At 35.4% G+C, this 17,130-nt stretch carries 12 protein-coding genes; 10 read left to right on the forward strand and 2 right to left on the reverse strand.

Annotation, left to right across the window (positions count from 1 at the left end):
• Positions 1–18 precede the first annotated feature (18 nt).
• From BHE19_RS08175 to BHE19_RS08190, 4 genes are all read left to right on the forward strand, one after another.
• Positions 19–1,416 carry a tetratricopeptide repeat protein gene (locus BHE19_RS08175; RefSeq protein WP_017496517.1) on the forward strand — a complete coding sequence of 466 codons (1,398 nt, stop codon included), beginning with the start codon at positions 19–21 and terminating at the stop codon, positions 1,414–1,416.
• On the forward strand, positions 1,416–2,165 hold the full coding sequence (locus tag BHE19_RS08180) for a shikimate dehydrogenase family protein (RefSeq protein WP_070906672.1): 750 nt from the start codon (positions 1,416–1,418) through the stop codon (positions 2,163–2,165). The genes BHE19_RS08175 and BHE19_RS08180 overlap by 1 nt, the downstream gene beginning before the upstream one ends.
• A 353-nt stretch (positions 2,166–2,518) precedes the next feature.
• Positions 2,519–4,510: a DUF349 domain-containing protein gene (locus BHE19_RS08185; protein ID WP_070906673.1), complete on the forward strand. Its 1,992-nt coding sequence runs from the start codon at positions 2,519–2,521 to the stop codon at positions 4,508–4,510.
• 383 nt (positions 4,511–4,893) lie between these two features.
• Positions 4,894–5,313 (forward strand): OsmC family protein, encoded by a 420-nt coding sequence (locus tag BHE19_RS08190; protein WP_070906674.1) that lies wholly within the window; start codon positions 4,894–4,896, stop codon positions 5,311–5,313.
• Positions 5,314–5,526: 213 nt separating this feature from the next.
• Here the strand turns inward: BHE19_RS08190 and BHE19_RS08195 are convergent, their stop codons facing one another.
• Both BHE19_RS08195 and gyrA read right to left on the reverse strand, forming a co-directional pair.
• Positions 5,527–6,795, reverse strand: a complete 1,269-nt coding sequence (locus tag BHE19_RS08195) for a tetratricopeptide repeat protein (RefSeq protein WP_070906675.1) — start codon at positions 6,793–6,795, stop codon at positions 5,527–5,529.
• A gap of 43 nt (positions 6,796–6,838) precedes the next feature.
• Positions 6,839–9,487, reverse strand: coding sequence for a DNA gyrase subunit A (gene gyrA, locus BHE19_RS08200; protein ID WP_070906676.1), 2,649 nt, complete (start codon positions 9,485–9,487; stop codon positions 6,839–6,841).
• Between the two features lie 257 nt (positions 9,488–9,744).
• Here gyrA and BHE19_RS08205 point away from each other — a divergent pair, with 257 nt between their 5' ends.
• From BHE19_RS08205 to BHE19_RS08230, 6 genes are all read left to right on the forward strand, one after another.
• Entirely contained in the window at positions 9,745–12,291 is a 2,547-nt protein-coding gene (locus tag BHE19_RS08205) for an ATP-dependent Clp protease ATP-binding subunit (protein ID WP_017496511.1), read from the forward strand.
• Positions 12,292–12,431: 140 nt separating this feature from the next.
• Positions 12,432–13,799, forward strand: a complete 1,368-nt coding sequence (gene rimK / locus BHE19_RS08210; protein WP_017496510.1) for a 30S ribosomal protein S6--L-glutamate ligase — start codon at positions 12,432–12,434, stop codon at positions 13,797–13,799.
• A 117-nt stretch (positions 13,800–13,916) separates the two neighbouring features.
• Entirely contained in the window at positions 13,917–14,435 is a 519-nt protein-coding gene (locus BHE19_RS08215; protein WP_070907130.1) for a DUF421 domain-containing protein, read from the forward strand.
• A 420-nt stretch (positions 14,436–14,855) separates the two neighbouring features.
• Positions 14,856–15,191 carry a PadR family transcriptional regulator gene (locus BHE19_RS08220; RefSeq protein WP_017496508.1) on the forward strand — a complete coding sequence of 112 codons (336 nt, stop codon included), beginning with the start codon at positions 14,856–14,858 and terminating at the stop codon, positions 15,189–15,191.
• On the forward strand, positions 15,188–15,805 hold the full coding sequence (locus BHE19_RS08225; protein ID WP_070906677.1) for an HAAS domain-containing protein: 618 nt from the start codon (positions 15,188–15,190) through the stop codon (positions 15,803–15,805). The genes BHE19_RS08220 and BHE19_RS08225 overlap by 4 nt, the downstream gene beginning before the upstream one ends.
• Positions 15,802–17,118: a serine hydrolase domain-containing protein gene (locus BHE19_RS08230; protein WP_070906678.1), complete on the forward strand. Its 1,317-nt coding sequence runs from the start codon at positions 15,802–15,804 to the stop codon at positions 17,116–17,118. Before BHE19_RS08225 ends, BHE19_RS08230 begins: the two co-directional genes overlap by 4 nt.
• The last annotated feature ends 12 nt before the right edge of the window (positions 17,119–17,130 follow it).

The raw sequence follows: 17,130 nt of genomic DNA on the forward strand, positions 1-17,130 counted from the left end.
ATTTCAAATAAAGACAGTATGCAATTAAGCAACGAAGAAGAAGATTATAACCTATCCCTATCCAAATTTGAGTCAATGTTGAAAACAAACAAAGTACTCTTTTTTGATTCTGAAGAATTCGAAGAAATTATTCTTCATTATTTAGACATAGGTAAGGCTAATTTAGCAAAGAAGGCCCTGAAACTTGCATTAGACCAACACCCAAAATCTACAGGCTTAAAATTAGTACAAGTAGAAATGTTGGTTTACGACGATAAACTGGAAATCGCCGAAAAACTCTTAAATGAGTTGTATGCAATCGAACCTAACAACGAGGAAATTTACATTCAGAAAGCGAATATCTGTTCTAAAAGAGATCAACACGAAAAAGCGGTAGAATTACTTAAAATTGCCCTGCAATTTACAGATGACTACGCGGACGTTTACAACTTGATTGGAATGGAATATCTTTTTATGGATAACCTCGAGATGGCAAAAGACAGTTTCATCAAATGTCTTGAAGAAGATTTAGAAGATCAGTCTGCCCTTTATAACGTGGTGTATTGTTTTGAATTTTTAGATCAAAATCAGGAAGCCATTGTTTATCTAAACGATTATATCAACAAAAATCCATACAGCGAAATTGCCTGGCATCAGCTTGGGCGTTTGCATTATGGGGTAAAAGAATATGAAAACGCGATTCGCGCTTTTGATTATGCCACACTTATCGACGATGAGTTCCTTGGTGCCTTTATGGAAAAAGCAAAAGCCTACGAGCGTTTAAAAAAATACCATGAAGCAATCGAAAGCTACAACCGCACGATTGAGTTAGACGATGCAACTTCTTATGCTTTACTGCGCATTGGAAAATGCTATGAAAAACTAGGGAATTTGGTAAAAGCCTTGCAATATTACAATCAGACCGTACATGAAGATCCGCTTTTAGACAAAGGATGGATTGCCATTACTGACTTTCATATGCGCCAGAAAAACTTTCAAAAAGCCTTATTCTTTGTCAATAAAGCATTAGCAATCGACAATCAGAATCGTTTGTACTGGAAGCGTTACGCCACCATCAACAAACAAATGAACTTTTTTGAAGAAGCTGAATTTGGATACAGAAAAGCAGTAGAATTTGGAGATTATGCGCTGGATACTTGGTTATTCTGGGTTGATATTCTTCAGTTCTTAGGAGAATTTGACAGTGCAATTCAAACTTTATTACAGGCTACGGAATATTTTCCGGAAGAAAATGAAATCGAATACCGATTGGCCGGCTTGTATTTTATGACTCAGGACACCACTAAAGCTAAATTTCACTTAAGCAATGGTTTACGTCTAAACTTTGACAATTACATTCTAATCGAAGATTTATTCCCGGTAGTCTGGTCAAAGAAAACAGTTAAAAACTACATTGAAAAACACAGAAAACAATAATGATTGATACTTTAAGAAGACGTTTTGGCTTGTTGGGCCGTAATATTAGTTACTCATTTTCAAAAGGATATTTTACAGAAAAATTCAGTGATGAAGTTTTCGCCGGCAACAGCTACGAAAATTTTGACATCTCTGAAATTAACTATTTCACCGAATTGGTGAAAAACAATCCCGATTTGAAAGGTTTAAATGTTACGATCCCGTACAAAGAACAAGTCATTCCATTCTTAGATAAACTTTCAAAAAAAGCAGCCTTAATCGGTGCCGTAAACACTATTAAATTTACCAAAAGCGGAAAATTAAAAGGATACAACACCGATTACTACGGCTTTAAAAAATCGTTAGAACCGCTGCTTGAACTTCATCATAAAAAAGCACTGATTCTGGGAACAGGAGGCGCTTCTAAGGGAGTTGCGTTTGCTCTTGATGAATTAGGCATACTCTATACTTTTGTTTCAAGAGAAGCTAAAGATAACATCATCGATTACAACTTAATTAACGCTACTACTTTTGATAATTTTCAGATTATCATTAACTGTACACCTGTTGGAACAATACCTGACACTGATGCTTGTCCTGATATTCCATATGAGTTCTTTACAGACAAACATATTGCCTACGACCTAATTTACAATCCGGCAGAAACGGAATTTTTAAAGAGAGCGAAAGAAAAAGGTGCTGTAATAAAAAATGGTTACGACATGCTTATTTTTCAGGCTGAAAAGGCATGGAAAATCTGGAATAAGTAAAAAAGACCACAACAGGACATTACTTTAAATATATTAACCCGACAAGTGTAAAAACCTGTCGGGTTAACTTTTTTTATACAATACCTACCCTATTTCTCTATTTCAAATCAAAATAAAACGAACAAAGATGTCTTCCGGTATCATTTTACTTTTAAATTTCTAAAAATTTCAGCAATTCATAATTTAAATAAACTTCAAGAAATCTCCAAAAAAGCCCTTATCATATCTTTAAATCAAAGCAATAATTAAGAATTTCACTGTAAAATAACGTATAAACAAACGATTTATTTTGTAGTTAGAAACACCTTTACTATCTTTCGCTCTCTTTAAAATAAAAACCTTATACATTAAAAATGTTAGAAGAAAAGAATGATAACCTGCAAGAAGCAGACGGAAAATTAGAAATCGACATCAACGATTCTACTGAGAATAATGCAATCGAAACGGCTGATACCGATGCAGTACCCGAAAATACAATTTCGAATGATGAGATTGAATCAGAAAGTACTGTTGAAGCTACCGAAGCCAATCATCAGACTGCATTAGATGCCATAACCAATTCGAATGCCGAAGAAAGTGAAGATGAGACGCTTAAAGAGCGTCATGAAATTCCTATGCAGGATTATGATACTTTTTCTTTGGATGCACTTGTTGACGAACTGAAAAAACTGATTAATACGGACAAAGTTATGTCTGTAAAAGATCATATCGAAGAAATCAAGAAGTCGTTTTTATTACAATACAATCACTTTATAGAAGAGAAAAAAGAAGAATTCAATGCTTCAAAACAAGATCCGAATGAAGAATTCGAATACCACTCTCCTTTAAAATCTAAATTCGACGAGTATTATAATGTTTTTAGAGAAAAAAGAAATGCTCATTTTAAACATTTACAAACTAATCTTAAATCAAATTTAGACAACAGACTTGCCATCGTTGAAGAGCTTAAAGAGCTCATCAATCCGCAGGAGAACATCAAGGATACGCTTAAACATTTTAATGATTTAAGAGAAAGATGGAAGAATGCAGGTGCAATTCCGAAAGACAAATACAATCACGTTTGGAACAATTACCATTTTCATGTAGAGAATTTTTATGATTACCTGCATCTGGATCGTGAGGCAAGAGATTTGGATTTCAAACACAATCTGGAACAAAAGCAAAAAATAGTTGCCCGTGTTGAAGAATTGGTTGACGAAACCGACATCAGCAAGGCATTCCGTGAATTACAAGATTTACACCGAATCTGGAAAGAAGATATCGGGCCGGTTTCTAAAGAACACCGTGATACGATCTGGAACAGATTTAGTGAACTGACTAAAAAAATTCACGACAAAAGAGAAGTTTTGTTTGAAAACCAAAGAGCAAACGAGCAAAACAATCTCGAGATCAAAAAAGAGATCATTGCCAAAATTGAGGTTTTAGGAACCGAGAAAGTAAACTCTCACTCCCAATGGCTGGTACAGATTCAGAAAGTAGAAGCGCTAAGAAATGAGTTTTTTGCTGCCGGTAAAGTGCCTTCAGAAGTGAATGAAGAAACCTGGGCTGCGTTTAAAACTGCCGTTAGAAACTTTAATGCTTTTAAAAATTCATTTTACAAAGACATTAAAAAGGATCAAAACGACAATTTAAACAAAAAAATGGCTCTTGTAGCAAAAGCCAAAGAACTACAGGAAAGCACTGATTTTACCGCCACTACTCCAATCATGAAACAAATTCAGGAAGAGTGGAAACAAATTGGTCACGTTCCTAAAAAATATTCTGATAAAATCTGGAAAGAATTTAAAGATGCCTGCAATCACTATTTTGATAAATTAAAAGAGCACAAATCGGAGGAAAATGTTGACGAAGTAGCTGCTTTCGATAATAAAAAAGCATATTTAGACATCTTGAGAGCTTACCAGCTAACCGGTGATCACAAAACCGATCTGGATGCCATCAAAGCACATATCGAAATCTGGAAAGGCTACGGAAAAGTACCTTTCGCAAGACGTCATATCGAAGGGAAATTCAATAAAATCTTAGATGCTCTTTTCGAAAAACTAAGTCTGAGCAAAAAAGAAACTGAAATGATGCGTTTCTCGAACCGAATCGATTCTCTGTCTGACAGTAATGACACTCGTAAATTAGACAACGAAAAGATTTTCTTAATGCGTAAAATTGAAGAAGTTCAGAACGAAATTTTCCAATTGGAAAACAACATTCAGTTCTTTGCCAATACAAAAAATGCTAAAAAAGAGAACTCAATTGTTCTTGAGGTTCGCAAAAACATCGCAATTCACAAGGAAAGCTTAGAAGTTTGGAAAGAAAAACTAAAGCAATTGCGTAACTTAAATCAAGAGTAGATTAATTGCGCTAATAATAGGTTGAGAGAAATCAAAACCACTTTAACATAAAACTGTAGTGATTCATTTCATTGCAGTTTTTTTTTTTATTTTTAACCGCAAAGGGCGCAAGGTTTTTTTATAAGCTGCGTCATATATTTCGCAAAGTTCGCAAAGCTTTATCTAAAAAAGGCTTTGCGAACTTTGTGTTTGTCAACACAATCTAAATTAAAAAACCTTGCGCCCTTTGCGGTTAAATTCATTCGGCTATAAAGCCTTAAACTTAACACTACAATTAAACTTCATAAAACAATTCTGTAAAATATTGATTATATTTGATAAACACATTATTTACTGACAATCAACAAAATACCAAATAAATTATTAATTCAAATCACAACACGATGAAATTTACAAGAAAAGCACATGCCAACTGGAAAGGAACAGGCATGGAAGGAAAAGGAACCATCAGCACTCAAAGTACTACATTAGACAATGCACAATTATCATTTAAAACCAGATTTGCGGATGGCGTTGGAACAAATCCCGAAGAACTTATTGCTGCAGCTCATTCCGGCTGTTTTACGATGCAATTAAGCTTTTTACTAAACGAAGGTGGCTACACAGCCGATGATCTAACCACAGAAGCCACAGTAACCTTTGAAGACGGTTCTATTACCTTGATTCATTTAGATCTAAAAGGAAAAGTACCATCCATTTCATCAGAGGATTTTGAAAAAACAGCAGCAAAAGCAAAAGAAATCTGCCCGATTTCTAAACTTTTAAATACTACTATTACATTGTCTGTTACACTAATCGCTTAAGACTAAAACTTAAATAAATTCCAAATCTCAAATTCCAAATTCCAATAATAATTGGTATCGTTGGGTTTTGGAATTTGGAATTTCTTTTTTTTTAAGTATTGAGTTTTTCACATATAGCAATAAAAAAATTCCAAATTCCATTAATACTTAGTATCATTGGAATTTGGAATTTAAGATTTGGAATTTAAATTATCGAGTATTAACTCTCGTTAATTACATTGTAGCTTTCAATGCTTTTGCTTCAGCAGTCATTTCTAAAGCTTTGTAAACCCCTAATAAAGTTTTCGAAACGTCTTCATTTTTAGGATCTAACTCATTTGCTTTTTTAAGGTAAGGAATAACCCCTCTGAAAACATTCTCTCTTTGTGCTTTCAATACATCGTAACGCTTCATATCTTTAGCAGTAGTTCCCAATTTATTCATTTCATCAATGATTGGTTTTTCAGCTTCTAATTTTAATGCTGCAAGGTTAAGATAAGCATTTGCATATTTTGGATTGATTTCGATTGCCTTTAAGTAATATTTCTCAGCATCAACAGTGTTTTTTGCGTTAGCACTAATTACTCCTAAGTTGAAAACTAAATCAGCATTGTTTGGGTCTTTCTGCAAAGCCTCACCTACTAATTTTTTGTATGTTTCATAGTCTTTAGATTCAAGGTAAAGGTTCGCTTCTGTTAAGATCAAAGAAGAATCTTCCGGATTTGCTTTTCTTGCATCTGCAATCGCTTTTTTAGCATCTTCACTACGTCCTTTTTGAACTAAAATTAAAGCTAAGTTTTTGTAAACTTCACCTCTTTTAGAAGGAATAGCTTCCGTTTTAGGCTTTTCGTGAGTTCCTAATTTTACAGCTAAATCTCTATCTTTAGCATTGTTAAAACCATCTTCATTACCAGAAATTTTATTTACAGCTGTAAAACTTGTTCCTTTTCCTGAATAATTTAATTTTTTCAACTCTTCGTACATTGGTAAAGCAAGATCAAAATCCTGAGCATTTACTGCTGTAGAAGCTGCATAGTACAAATTAATTGTATCTTTTTTGTCTAACAAGTAAGCATCATACAATTTTTTTGCTCCATCGACATGTTTGCTTGCCTGAGAATCAGCAATAGCTGCATTGATCAGCTTTCCTTTAATTTCAGTAATAGAAGCTGCCGCCTGAGTAGAGAATTTAACCTTTCCTGAAGTTTTTTCAGTATCAATTAATTTTTGATAAGTCTCAGCAGCCAAAGAAAGATTTTTTCCTTCTTCTACTTTTTTATTTGCTAAATCTAAATAAGCGTTACCTTTTACAAAATAGTATTGCGCTTGTTCAACATCTTTAGCATTTACAATCAAGTTTTCAGCATCTTTTAATATCGCAAGTGCTCCATGAGCATCTCCGCCTTTTAATGCTTTCTCAGCACTCTTTATCTGATCCTTTTGAGCAAAAGTAGCTACTGAAATCAATAATGCTGACGCAAGTATTACATATTTACTTTTCATAATATTCAATTTGTGTATTTAATTTTAAGTGGTTTATTTTCTATTATTCTTCAGATTCTTCGTCATCAGAATCGCCTTCGTCTTCAGATTCATCGTCTGCAACTTCATCCTCATCATCCTCATCTTCAACTACACCTTCGTCTTCAAGAACTTCTAAATCCGGTTTTACTCTTTCAATAGCCGATTCAATCACATTACCGTCTTCGTCTACAACAACTTCAGCAACATCATCTTTCATTACTTTTGTTACAGCAGCAATAGAATCTTTACCTTTTAAGTTAATCAATCGAACCCCTTGCGTAGCACGACCCATTACACGTAAATCTTCAATAGCCATTCTAATCGTTAATCCTGACTTGTTGATAATCATTAAATCATCCGCATCCGTTACAGCATTGATAGAAATCAACTTACCAGTTTTATCGGTGATGTTAAGAGTTTTAACCCCTTTACCTCCACGATTTGTAATTCTGTACACATCTTCACCATCATCGTCTACTAATTTGGTACGTTTTCCGTATCCATTCTCCGTTACAACCAAGATTTGTGAATCGTTAACATTTTCTCTATCAATGGTTACCATACCAATTACTTCATCGGTATCGTCTTTTAAAGTAATTCCACGAACTCCTGAAGCCGTTCTTCCCATCGGACGTGTTTTGGTTTCCTCAAAACGAACCAGTTTACCGGATTTAACTGCCAGGATAATTTGGCTGTCTCCGTTGGTTAATTTTGCTTCAAGTAACTCATCACCTTCTTTAATCGTAATGGCAGCAACACCATTTACCCTTGGTTTAGAGTATTTTTCTAAAGAAGTTTTCTTCACCTGACCTTGTTTAGTTACCATCACAAGATTATGACTGTTGATATAATCTTTATCTTTTAGGTCTTGCGTACAAATGAAAGCTTTTACTTTATCATCGCTTTCAATGTTTACCAGGTTCTGAATTGCTCTACCTTTTGCCGTTTTACTTCCTTCCGGAATTTCGTACACACGCATCCAGAAACATTTTCCTTTTTGCGTAAAGAACATCATATACTGGTGGTTAGTTGCCACGAACATGTGCTCAAGGAAATCCTGATCTCTTGTTCCGGCACTTTTTTGCCCAACTCCTCCTCTGTTCTGAGTTTTATATTCGGTAAGATTAGTACGTTTAATGTAACCTGCGTGCGAAATTGTAATTACTACATTTTCATCGGCAATTAAATCTTCGATACTTACATCCCCTCCTGCATATTCTATTGTAGAACGACGATCATCTCCGTATTTTTCACGGATTTCTTCAAGCTCTTCTTTGATTAAATTAGTTCTTAAATTTACATCGGCCAATAAGGCTTTCAAATGTTCGATTAACTTCATTAATTCTTCAAATTCAGCTCTTAACTTATCTTGTTCCAGACCTGTTAACTGACGCAAACGCATTTCTACAATGGCGCGTGCCTGAATATCTGATAAATTAAATCTTTCGATTAATTTTTCACGGGCCTCTTCAGTATTTTTAGAACCTCTAATGATTGCAATTACTTCGTCAATATTATCTGAAGCAATAATTAATCCTTCTAAGATATGAGCTCTTTCTTCTGCTTTACGCAATTCAAACTGCGTTCTGCGAACTACTACATCATGACGGTGCTCAATAAAATAATGAATCATATCTTTTAGATTCAGCATCTGTGGGCGCCCTTTTACCAATGCAATATTATTTACACTGAAAGAAGATTGTAGTGATGTATACTTATATAAGGTATTCAATACTACGTTTGGTGTAGCATCACGTTTTAAGATATAAACGATACGCATACCATTTCTATCCGACTCGTCACGAATATTCGCAATACCTTCGATTTTTTTATCGTTAACTAAATCAGCTGTACGCTTGATCATTTCAGCTTTGTTTACCTGATATGGAATCTCGGTCACGATAATACATTCTCTTCCGTCTACTTCTTCAAAACCAACTTTAGCACGCATTACAATACGCCCTCTACCGGTTTTAAAAGCCTCACGAACTCCTTCATAACCATATATTACACCTCCGGTTGGAAAATCCGGGGCTTTAATATGCGTCATTAATTCGTCAACTTCAATATCATTATTATCAAGATACGCTAATGTACCATTGATTACTTCGGTTAAATTGTGCGGTGGCATATTGGTTGCCATACCCACTGCAATACCTGTAGCTCCGTTTACTAATAAAGTAGGAACTCTTGTTGGCATTACTTTAGGCTCATATAAAGTATCGTCAAAGTTCAATTGAAAGTCAACTGTTTCTTTTTCGATATCTGCCATAATATCTTCAGAGATTTTGCGCATTCTGGCCTCGGTATAACGCATTGCTGCCGGACTGTCACCATCAACAGAACCAAAGTTACCCTGACCATCCACTAATAAATATCGCATACTCCATTCCTGAGCCATACGTACCATCGCATCATATACAGAGGTATCTCCGTGCGGGTGATACTTACCCAGAACCTCTCCTACGATTCTTGCAGATTTTTTGTGGGCAGATCTTGATGTTACTCCTAAGTCATACATTCCGTAAAGAACTCTTCGATGCACTGGTTTCAAGCCATCTCTAACATCTGGAAGCGCTCTCGATACAATTACTGACATCGAATAATCGATGTAAGCTGATTTCATTTCATCTTCTATGTTAATAGGAATTAACTTTTCTCCTTCAGACATAAGTTGTTATATTAAATAATTATATTAGTTTCAAAGCGTGCCAAGATACGTTTTTTTGAAATTTTTTCAGCTATTTACCTACACTTATTTCAATGATTTATTAACAACTTTATTTTACGTTTTAGTTAATAAATTAAGCGTATTTTAACGCTTTTATTGTTATTTTTTTTGTCACTTAGCTGTCAGGAGATCCTGAAGGGTACGGTTTTTGTTTTTCAAACAGTAATTCACTAAATTTACAATACCAATTATATATTATGGATGATAATTTTTCACCAAGAGTAAAAGATGTTATTACCTACAGTAAAGAGGAAGCCTTACGTTTGGGCCACGACTTTATTGGTACTGAGCATCTAATGCTGGGCATTTTAAGAGATGGAAACGGAAAAGCTATTCATATACTTAATAACCTTGCAGTCGATTTAGATCATTTACGCAGGAAAGTAGAAATACTGAGTCCGGCCAATCAAAGCGTTGAAGTAAATGCCGAAAAGAAAAACCTTCATCTTACGCGTCAGGCGGAAAGAGCCCTGAAGACCACTTTTCTGGAAGCTAAAGTATTTCAAAGCTCGTCAATTAGCACAGCGCACCTGCTTCTATGCATCTTACGAAACGAAAACGATCCAACAACCAAGCTATTGAATAAACTAAAAATAGATTATGACATAGCTAAAGAACAATATTTAAATATGACTCCAAACGAAGAAGAATTCTTAGAAAACTTGCCAAGAAACGAATCGTATAATGACGATTCAGGACAAGATGACAGTCTTAAAGAAAGTAGTTTTAACAATCCCGCCAATAAGTCAAACAAAAAATCCAAAACTCCGGTACTGGACAATTTTGGGAGAGATTTAACAGAAATGGCAGAGGAAGGAAAACTAGATCCGGTTGTAGGACGCGAGAAAGAAATCGAACGTGTTTCTCAAATTCTAAGCCGTAGAAAAAAGAACAACCCTCTTCTTATCGGAGAGCCTGGAGTTGGTAAATCTGCTATTGCAGAAGGTCTGGCGTTGCGTATTATTCAGAAAAAAGTTTCCCGTATTCTTTTTCACAAGCGTGTCGTTACACTTGACCTTGCCAGCTTAGTGGCCGGAACAAAATATCGTGGTCAGTTTGAAGAAAGAATGAAAGCCGTTATGAACGAATTGGAGAAAAACGACGATATCATTCTTTTCATTGACGAAATTCACACTATCGTTGGTGCTGGTGGAGCAACAGGTTCACTTGATGCTTCGAACATGTTCAAACCTGCTTTAGCAAGAGGCGAAATCCAATGTATTGGAGCTACAACTCTTGACGAATACAGACAATACATTGAAAAAGATGGCGCCCTTGAAAGACGTTTTCAAAAAGTAATTGTAGAACCAACTTCTGTTGAAGAAACAATTGCAATCTTAAACAATGTAAAAGACAAATACGAAGATCACCACAATGTAACTTACACCCAAGAAGCTATTGAAGCCTGTGTTAAATTAACAAACAGATATATGTCTGAGCGTTTCTTACCAGACAAAGCTATTGATGCTCTTGACGAAGCAGGATCTCGCGTACACATTACCAACATTGATGTTCCGAAGCAAATCTTAGATTTGGAGCGTCAACTGGAAGAAGTTCGTGAAATGAAAAACATGGTGGTTAAAAAACAGAAATACGAAGAAGCTGCCAAACTTCGCGACGATGAAAAACGCATCGAGAAAGACCTGGCTGTTGCTCAGGAACAATGGGAAGAAGACTCTAAAAACAACCGAATTGAAGTTACAGAAGACAATGTAGCCGATGTTGTTTCAATGATGACCGGAATTCCTGTTAACCGTATTGCACAAACAGAAAGCAATAAATTAGCCCAATTACCTGAATTGATTCAGAATAAAGTAATCGGACAAAACGAAGCTGTTTTAAAAATTGCACGTTCTATTCAGCGTAACAGAGCCGGACTTAAAGATCCGAACAAACCAATTGGTTCGTTTATCTTCTTAGGTCAGACCGGAGTTGGTAAAACACAATTGGCAAAAGTATTAGCAAAAGAATTATTTGATTCAGAAGATGCGTTAATCCGTATCGATATGAGTGAATACATGGAAAAATTTGCGATCTCCCGTTTAGTTGGAGCGCCTCCGGGATATGTAGGATACGAAGAAGGTGGTCAATTAACTGAAAAAGTTCGCAGAAAACCATACTGTGTAGTTCTTTTAGACGAAATCGAAAAAGCGCATCCGGATGTATTCAATATGATGCTTCAGGTTTTGGATGACGGATATTTGACGGATAGTTTAGGTCGTAAAATCGACTTTAAAAACACCATCATCATCATGACTTCTAACGTTGGAGCGCGTCAATTGAAAGATTTTGGTCAAGGTGTAGGATTCGGAACCGCTGCGAAAGTGGCTCAGGCCGATGAAAACTCAAAAAGCATTATCGAAAATGCATTGAAGAAAACTTTTGCACCTGAATTCTTAAACAGAATTGACGATGTAATTGTATTCAACGCTTTAGAAAAAGCCGACATTGATTTGATTATCGAAATTGAACTTAAAAAACTATACACTCGTATTGCAGAATTAGGATACACCTTAAGTCTTACAGATAAAGCAAAAGCCTTTATTGCAGAAAAAGGTTTCGACAGACAATTTGGCGCAAGACCTCTAAAAAGAGCGATTCAAAAATATGTTGAAGATGTATTAGCCGAGGAGATCATCACTTCAAAAATACATTCAGGTGATGAAATCTTAATGGACCTTAAAGATGATTCTCAGGAACTTTCTGTAGAAATCCATAAAGCCGAAGAGCCAACGAATCAATAGATTACTTTAAATTTATAACAAGAATAACATACCCGTTACGTTTTCATAACATAACGGGTATTTTTTTTAAATAATTTGCTACCTTTAATAAAAGCAAATAGCTATTTTTGGCCATTAAATTCTATAATAAAAAACAACGTATGCTTCAAAACAAAGTCATTTTAGGTAGCGAAGAATGGTGCTCATTTCCAGAACTAGGAATCCCGACAATCAAGGCTCGTGTGGATTCCGGTGCCAAAACTTCGGCAATGCACGCTATAAACATAGCTCCTTTTATAAAAAATGATGCCAATTGGGTAAAATTCGACATTAACCCAATTCAGAATAATATTAAAACCATCATTCACTGTGAAGCTCCGTTGGTTGACAAAAGAATTGTAAAAAGTTCAAGCGGATTTAGAGAACATCGTTATGTAATTCAGACGCATTTAAAAATTGGAGATATCAAATGGCCAATTGAAATGACACTGACTAACAGAGATTCTATGGGTTTCCGAATGCTTTTAGGCCGTGAAGCCATGAGCGGACGTGTACTGGTTGATCCCGAAGAAAAATATCTTTTAGGACAACCAAGCCCCGAAGCCTTAAAAGAACTTTATCAAAACTCTGAAAAAGCAAGTTCAGGGCTAAGAATCGGAGTTTTAGCCAGTAATCCTGAATTGTACAGTAACAAAAGAATCATGGAAGCCGGTGAAATGCGCGGACATGAAATGCATTTTTTGAACATCAAAGAATGTTATATGAAACTGGATGCCAAAACTCCGGAAATTCATTATCGCGGCGGAAAAATATTAAATCAGTTTGATGCCATTATTCCAAGAATCCGACCAAGCATTACTTTTTATGGCTGTGCCTTAACCCGTCAGTTTGAAGCATTGAAGGTTTTTGTTCTAAACTCGGCTACAGCTATTACCCAATCACGTGATAAGCTTTACTCTTTGCAGCTTCTTTTAAATAGTGGAATTGATATTCCAACGACCGGATTTGCTAATTCTCCGCTCGATACTGACAATTTAATCAAGATGGTTGGAGGTTCTCCTTTAATCGTAAAATTACTGGAAGGAACTCAGGGAAAAGGGGTTGTTTTAGCTGAAACCAAAAAAGCAGCAGAAAGTGTTATCAATGCCTTTAAGAGCTTAAACGCCAACATACTTGTTCAGGAATTCATTAAAGAAGCAAACGGAAAGGATATTCGCTGTTTTGTTATCGACGGTAAGGTGGTAGCTGCCATTCAGCGTGAAGCAATGCCGGGTGAATTCAGAGCCAATATCCATTTGGGAGGAACCGCATCTGTCATAAAAGTAACTGCCGAAGAGAAAAAAATCGCTATAAAAGCCGCAAAAGCTATGGATTTAAAAGTAGCTGGTGTTGATATAATTCGTTCTTCTAAAGGACCATTATTACTTGAAGTAAACTCTTCTCCGGGACTTGAAGGAATTGAAGGTGCCACCAACAAAGATGTTGCCGGCGAAATGATTAAAGCCATCGAAAAGAACTTTAAATTATAATCGCTTCTTTTTCAATAAAAATATTCATTTAGACCTAATGTCTAAACATTAATTTAGCAACTTTGTTGAGGTTTTACTTTGACAAAGTTTTTTTTTAATCCAAAAATCCTAAAAGAAATGATACTATCCTCTTATTTAGATATTATTTTAAGAAGTCTCTCCGTCTATTTTTTCATGACTATTGCTTTGAGAATTTTCGGCAAAAAAGAACTTTCTCAGTTAAACACTGCCGATATTATTCTGATTTTATTAATTAGTAACTCCGTTCAAAATGCCATGGTTGGTCCGGATACCAGTCTTTGGGGAGGCTTAGTTGCTGCATTGGCTTTGTTTATTATTAATTACATTATTAAAAAACTAACGCACAAATACAAGGGGCTAAGCAATTTACTACTGGACAAACCTGAAATCCTGATTCATAATGGAGAATTAGATTTTAAAATTTTGAGTAAACTTGATATTTCACACGAAGAACTAAAAGAAGCCGCTCGTGAACATGGTCTTGAGCATTTAACTGATGTGAAACTTGCCATGCTGGAAATTGACGGCACGATAAGCATTATTTCGAAAGACAAACAAAATCTTAAACAAACACATTACAAACGAAAACACAATAGAAAGAATTTGCAAAAATAACCCCGGCAATACCAACAACTGTCGCTGCTACGCTTTAGCTATGCAAAGGAAATCTGTTTTCTTTACACATTCATCTCTATTCGTAAAAAATTCCCCCCTATAGGTTAAACTTTAGCACGCAGATCTGGCAGATTTTGCAGATTTTTTTTAATTATTCAGTCTATTCCTGAGTCATGCAAAGGAAATCTGTTTCCTATACACATTCTTTTCCAAGCGTAAAACTATGCATCTATATGCTAAACATTGACTCTGAGATTTTATAGATTTCTTTTATCACCGTCCTCTCACTTTGCAATGTAACAATTCAGCACCAAAACAAATACAATCATAAGCGTCTAAAAATCAAAAGATTAAACATTTACAACAAAAAACTTAACTATATACTTTGTTATACTATGTATTTTGTTATACATTAGCAACATGAACGAAACATTTGTAACAAACTGGAAGTCTCAGGTAAAGAAAGGTACTTTAACCTTTATAATCCTTAATGTGCTTAAAAATCACGAGTACTATGGTTATGAACTTATCGAACAAATAAGAAAACATACCGAAATAGAAATTGCAGAGGGAACGCTATACCCATTGATGAACCGATTAAAAACAGAAGAACTCGTAGATTCAAAATGGGTCGAACAGGAAACCGGAATTCCAAGGAAATACTATTCTTTAACCGAAGCCGGCATCGCAACTTTGAGCCAAATGAATATTTACTGGGAAAATCTCGAAAAATCAATTAAAAAAATCATTCAATGAGAATAGAAGATATCAAATTCGAACAAAAAGCTTCGCAACGCATTTACAACAATTACATGAAGCGCATCAAAAAAACAACCGCTTCATTACCCAAAATAGATCAGGACGACATTTATATGGAATTTAACAGCCATATTTTTGAAACCATTCAACACCGAAACGATACAAACGAGCTGGATGCTCTTTTAGACAGCATCGAAAAATTAGGTTCACCTGAAGAGGTTTTAAAGCCTCTTATTGCCGATAAAAAACTGGAACAGGCTACTAAAACCTTCAACCCTGTTCATGTTTTCAAGGCTTTGGCATTAAACATTACCAATGGTATTTCATACATCTTTTTCTCGATTTTATACCTCTTCTTGTTTGGTTTTGTATTCCTGATTTTTGCAAAAATCCTAAATCCTACTCAAGTAGGTCTTTATATGCAAAAAGAGTCCTTCTCGGTTTTTGTACTTGGCATAATGAGTCCTGAAGACCAAATTAAAAACCAGGCTTATGAAGCTCTTGGTCACTGGTTTATTCCTTTTCTGTTATTGTTAACCCTATTGTCTTATTTTATTATAACCCTATTATTAAAACTCAAAAATTCAATCAATCAAAAAACAGCTTTATGAAAAAAATCACCAGCATCTGTTTCATCGCTCTTATCACAACGAGCGGTTTTTCCCAAACTTTCAATTCCAAAAGACTCGACAGCCTGTTTACTCTTTTAGAAAAGAACAGCAAATACATGGGAAGCATCGCCATATCTGAGAACGGAAAAACAATCTACACTAAATCTATTGGTTTTGATGACATTGCCAGCGCAAAAAAATCAAGTATCCAGACCAAATACCGAATTGGCTCGATCTCTAAAACATTCACAGCATCCTTAATTCTTAAAGCGGTAGAAGAAAACAAAATCAATTTAAACCAAACAATTGACAAGTATTTCCCAACGGTAAAAAATGCCAAAACCATTACCATTAGTCATTTATTAAACCACAGAAGCGGTATACATGATTTTACCAACGATGACGATTACTTAAAATGGAATACTCAGTTTCAGTCCAGAGCCAAAATGATTGAACGCATTTCTGCCGGGACCATCGTTTTTGAACCTGATACAAAAGGCCAGTACAGCAATTCCAACTACATACTGTTGTCATACATACTGGAAGACATTTACAAGAAGTCTTATGGCGAAATTTTAAGCTTGAAGATCACAAAGCCTTTGCATCTAAAAAACACGTATTTGGGAGGTAAAATCAACCTGAACGACAACGAATGTAATTCTTATACCCTTGAAGGAAAATGGAACAAAGAAAGCGAAACGGATGCCTCAATTCCGCTTGGAGCCGGAGCTGTGGTTTCTAATCCGACTGATTTGAACCTTTTCTTTGAAAGTCTTTTTGCCGGAAAAGTAGTTTCTATAGCGCATTTAAATCAAATGAAAACTATTAAGGACAAATTCGGAATGGGTCTTTTTGAGTTTCCGTATTACGACAGAAAAAGTTACGGACATACTGGAGGAATTGACGGTTTCAGATCTGTTGCAGGCTATTTCCCAAATGAAAAATTAGCTTTAACCCTAACTTCCAATGGAATGGGCTACGACAACAACAATATCATGTTATGCGCACTGAATTCGTATTTCAACAGACCCTTTACAATGCCGGTTTTTAGCACTGTTGAGATCACATCCACAACTCTGGATTTATACGCCGGAACTTACGGCAGCCCACAGATTCCGCTAAAAATTACTATTTCCCAAAAGAACAATGTTCTAATTGCTCAGGCTACAGGTCAACCCTCTTTTCCCATGGAAGCTGCTGCAATAAACATCTTTAAATTTGACACGGCGGGGATTGTTCTAGAGTTTAATTCTGAGAAGAAAGAAATGACCCTAAAACAAGGTGGGAAAGATTATTTGTTTACAAAAGAATAAAATTTTCTACTT

The organism is Flavobacterium tructae, assembly GCF_001853485.1.
GTDB classification, from domain to species: Bacteria; Bacteroidota; Bacteroidia; order Flavobacteriales; family Flavobacteriaceae; genus Flavobacterium; species Flavobacterium tructae.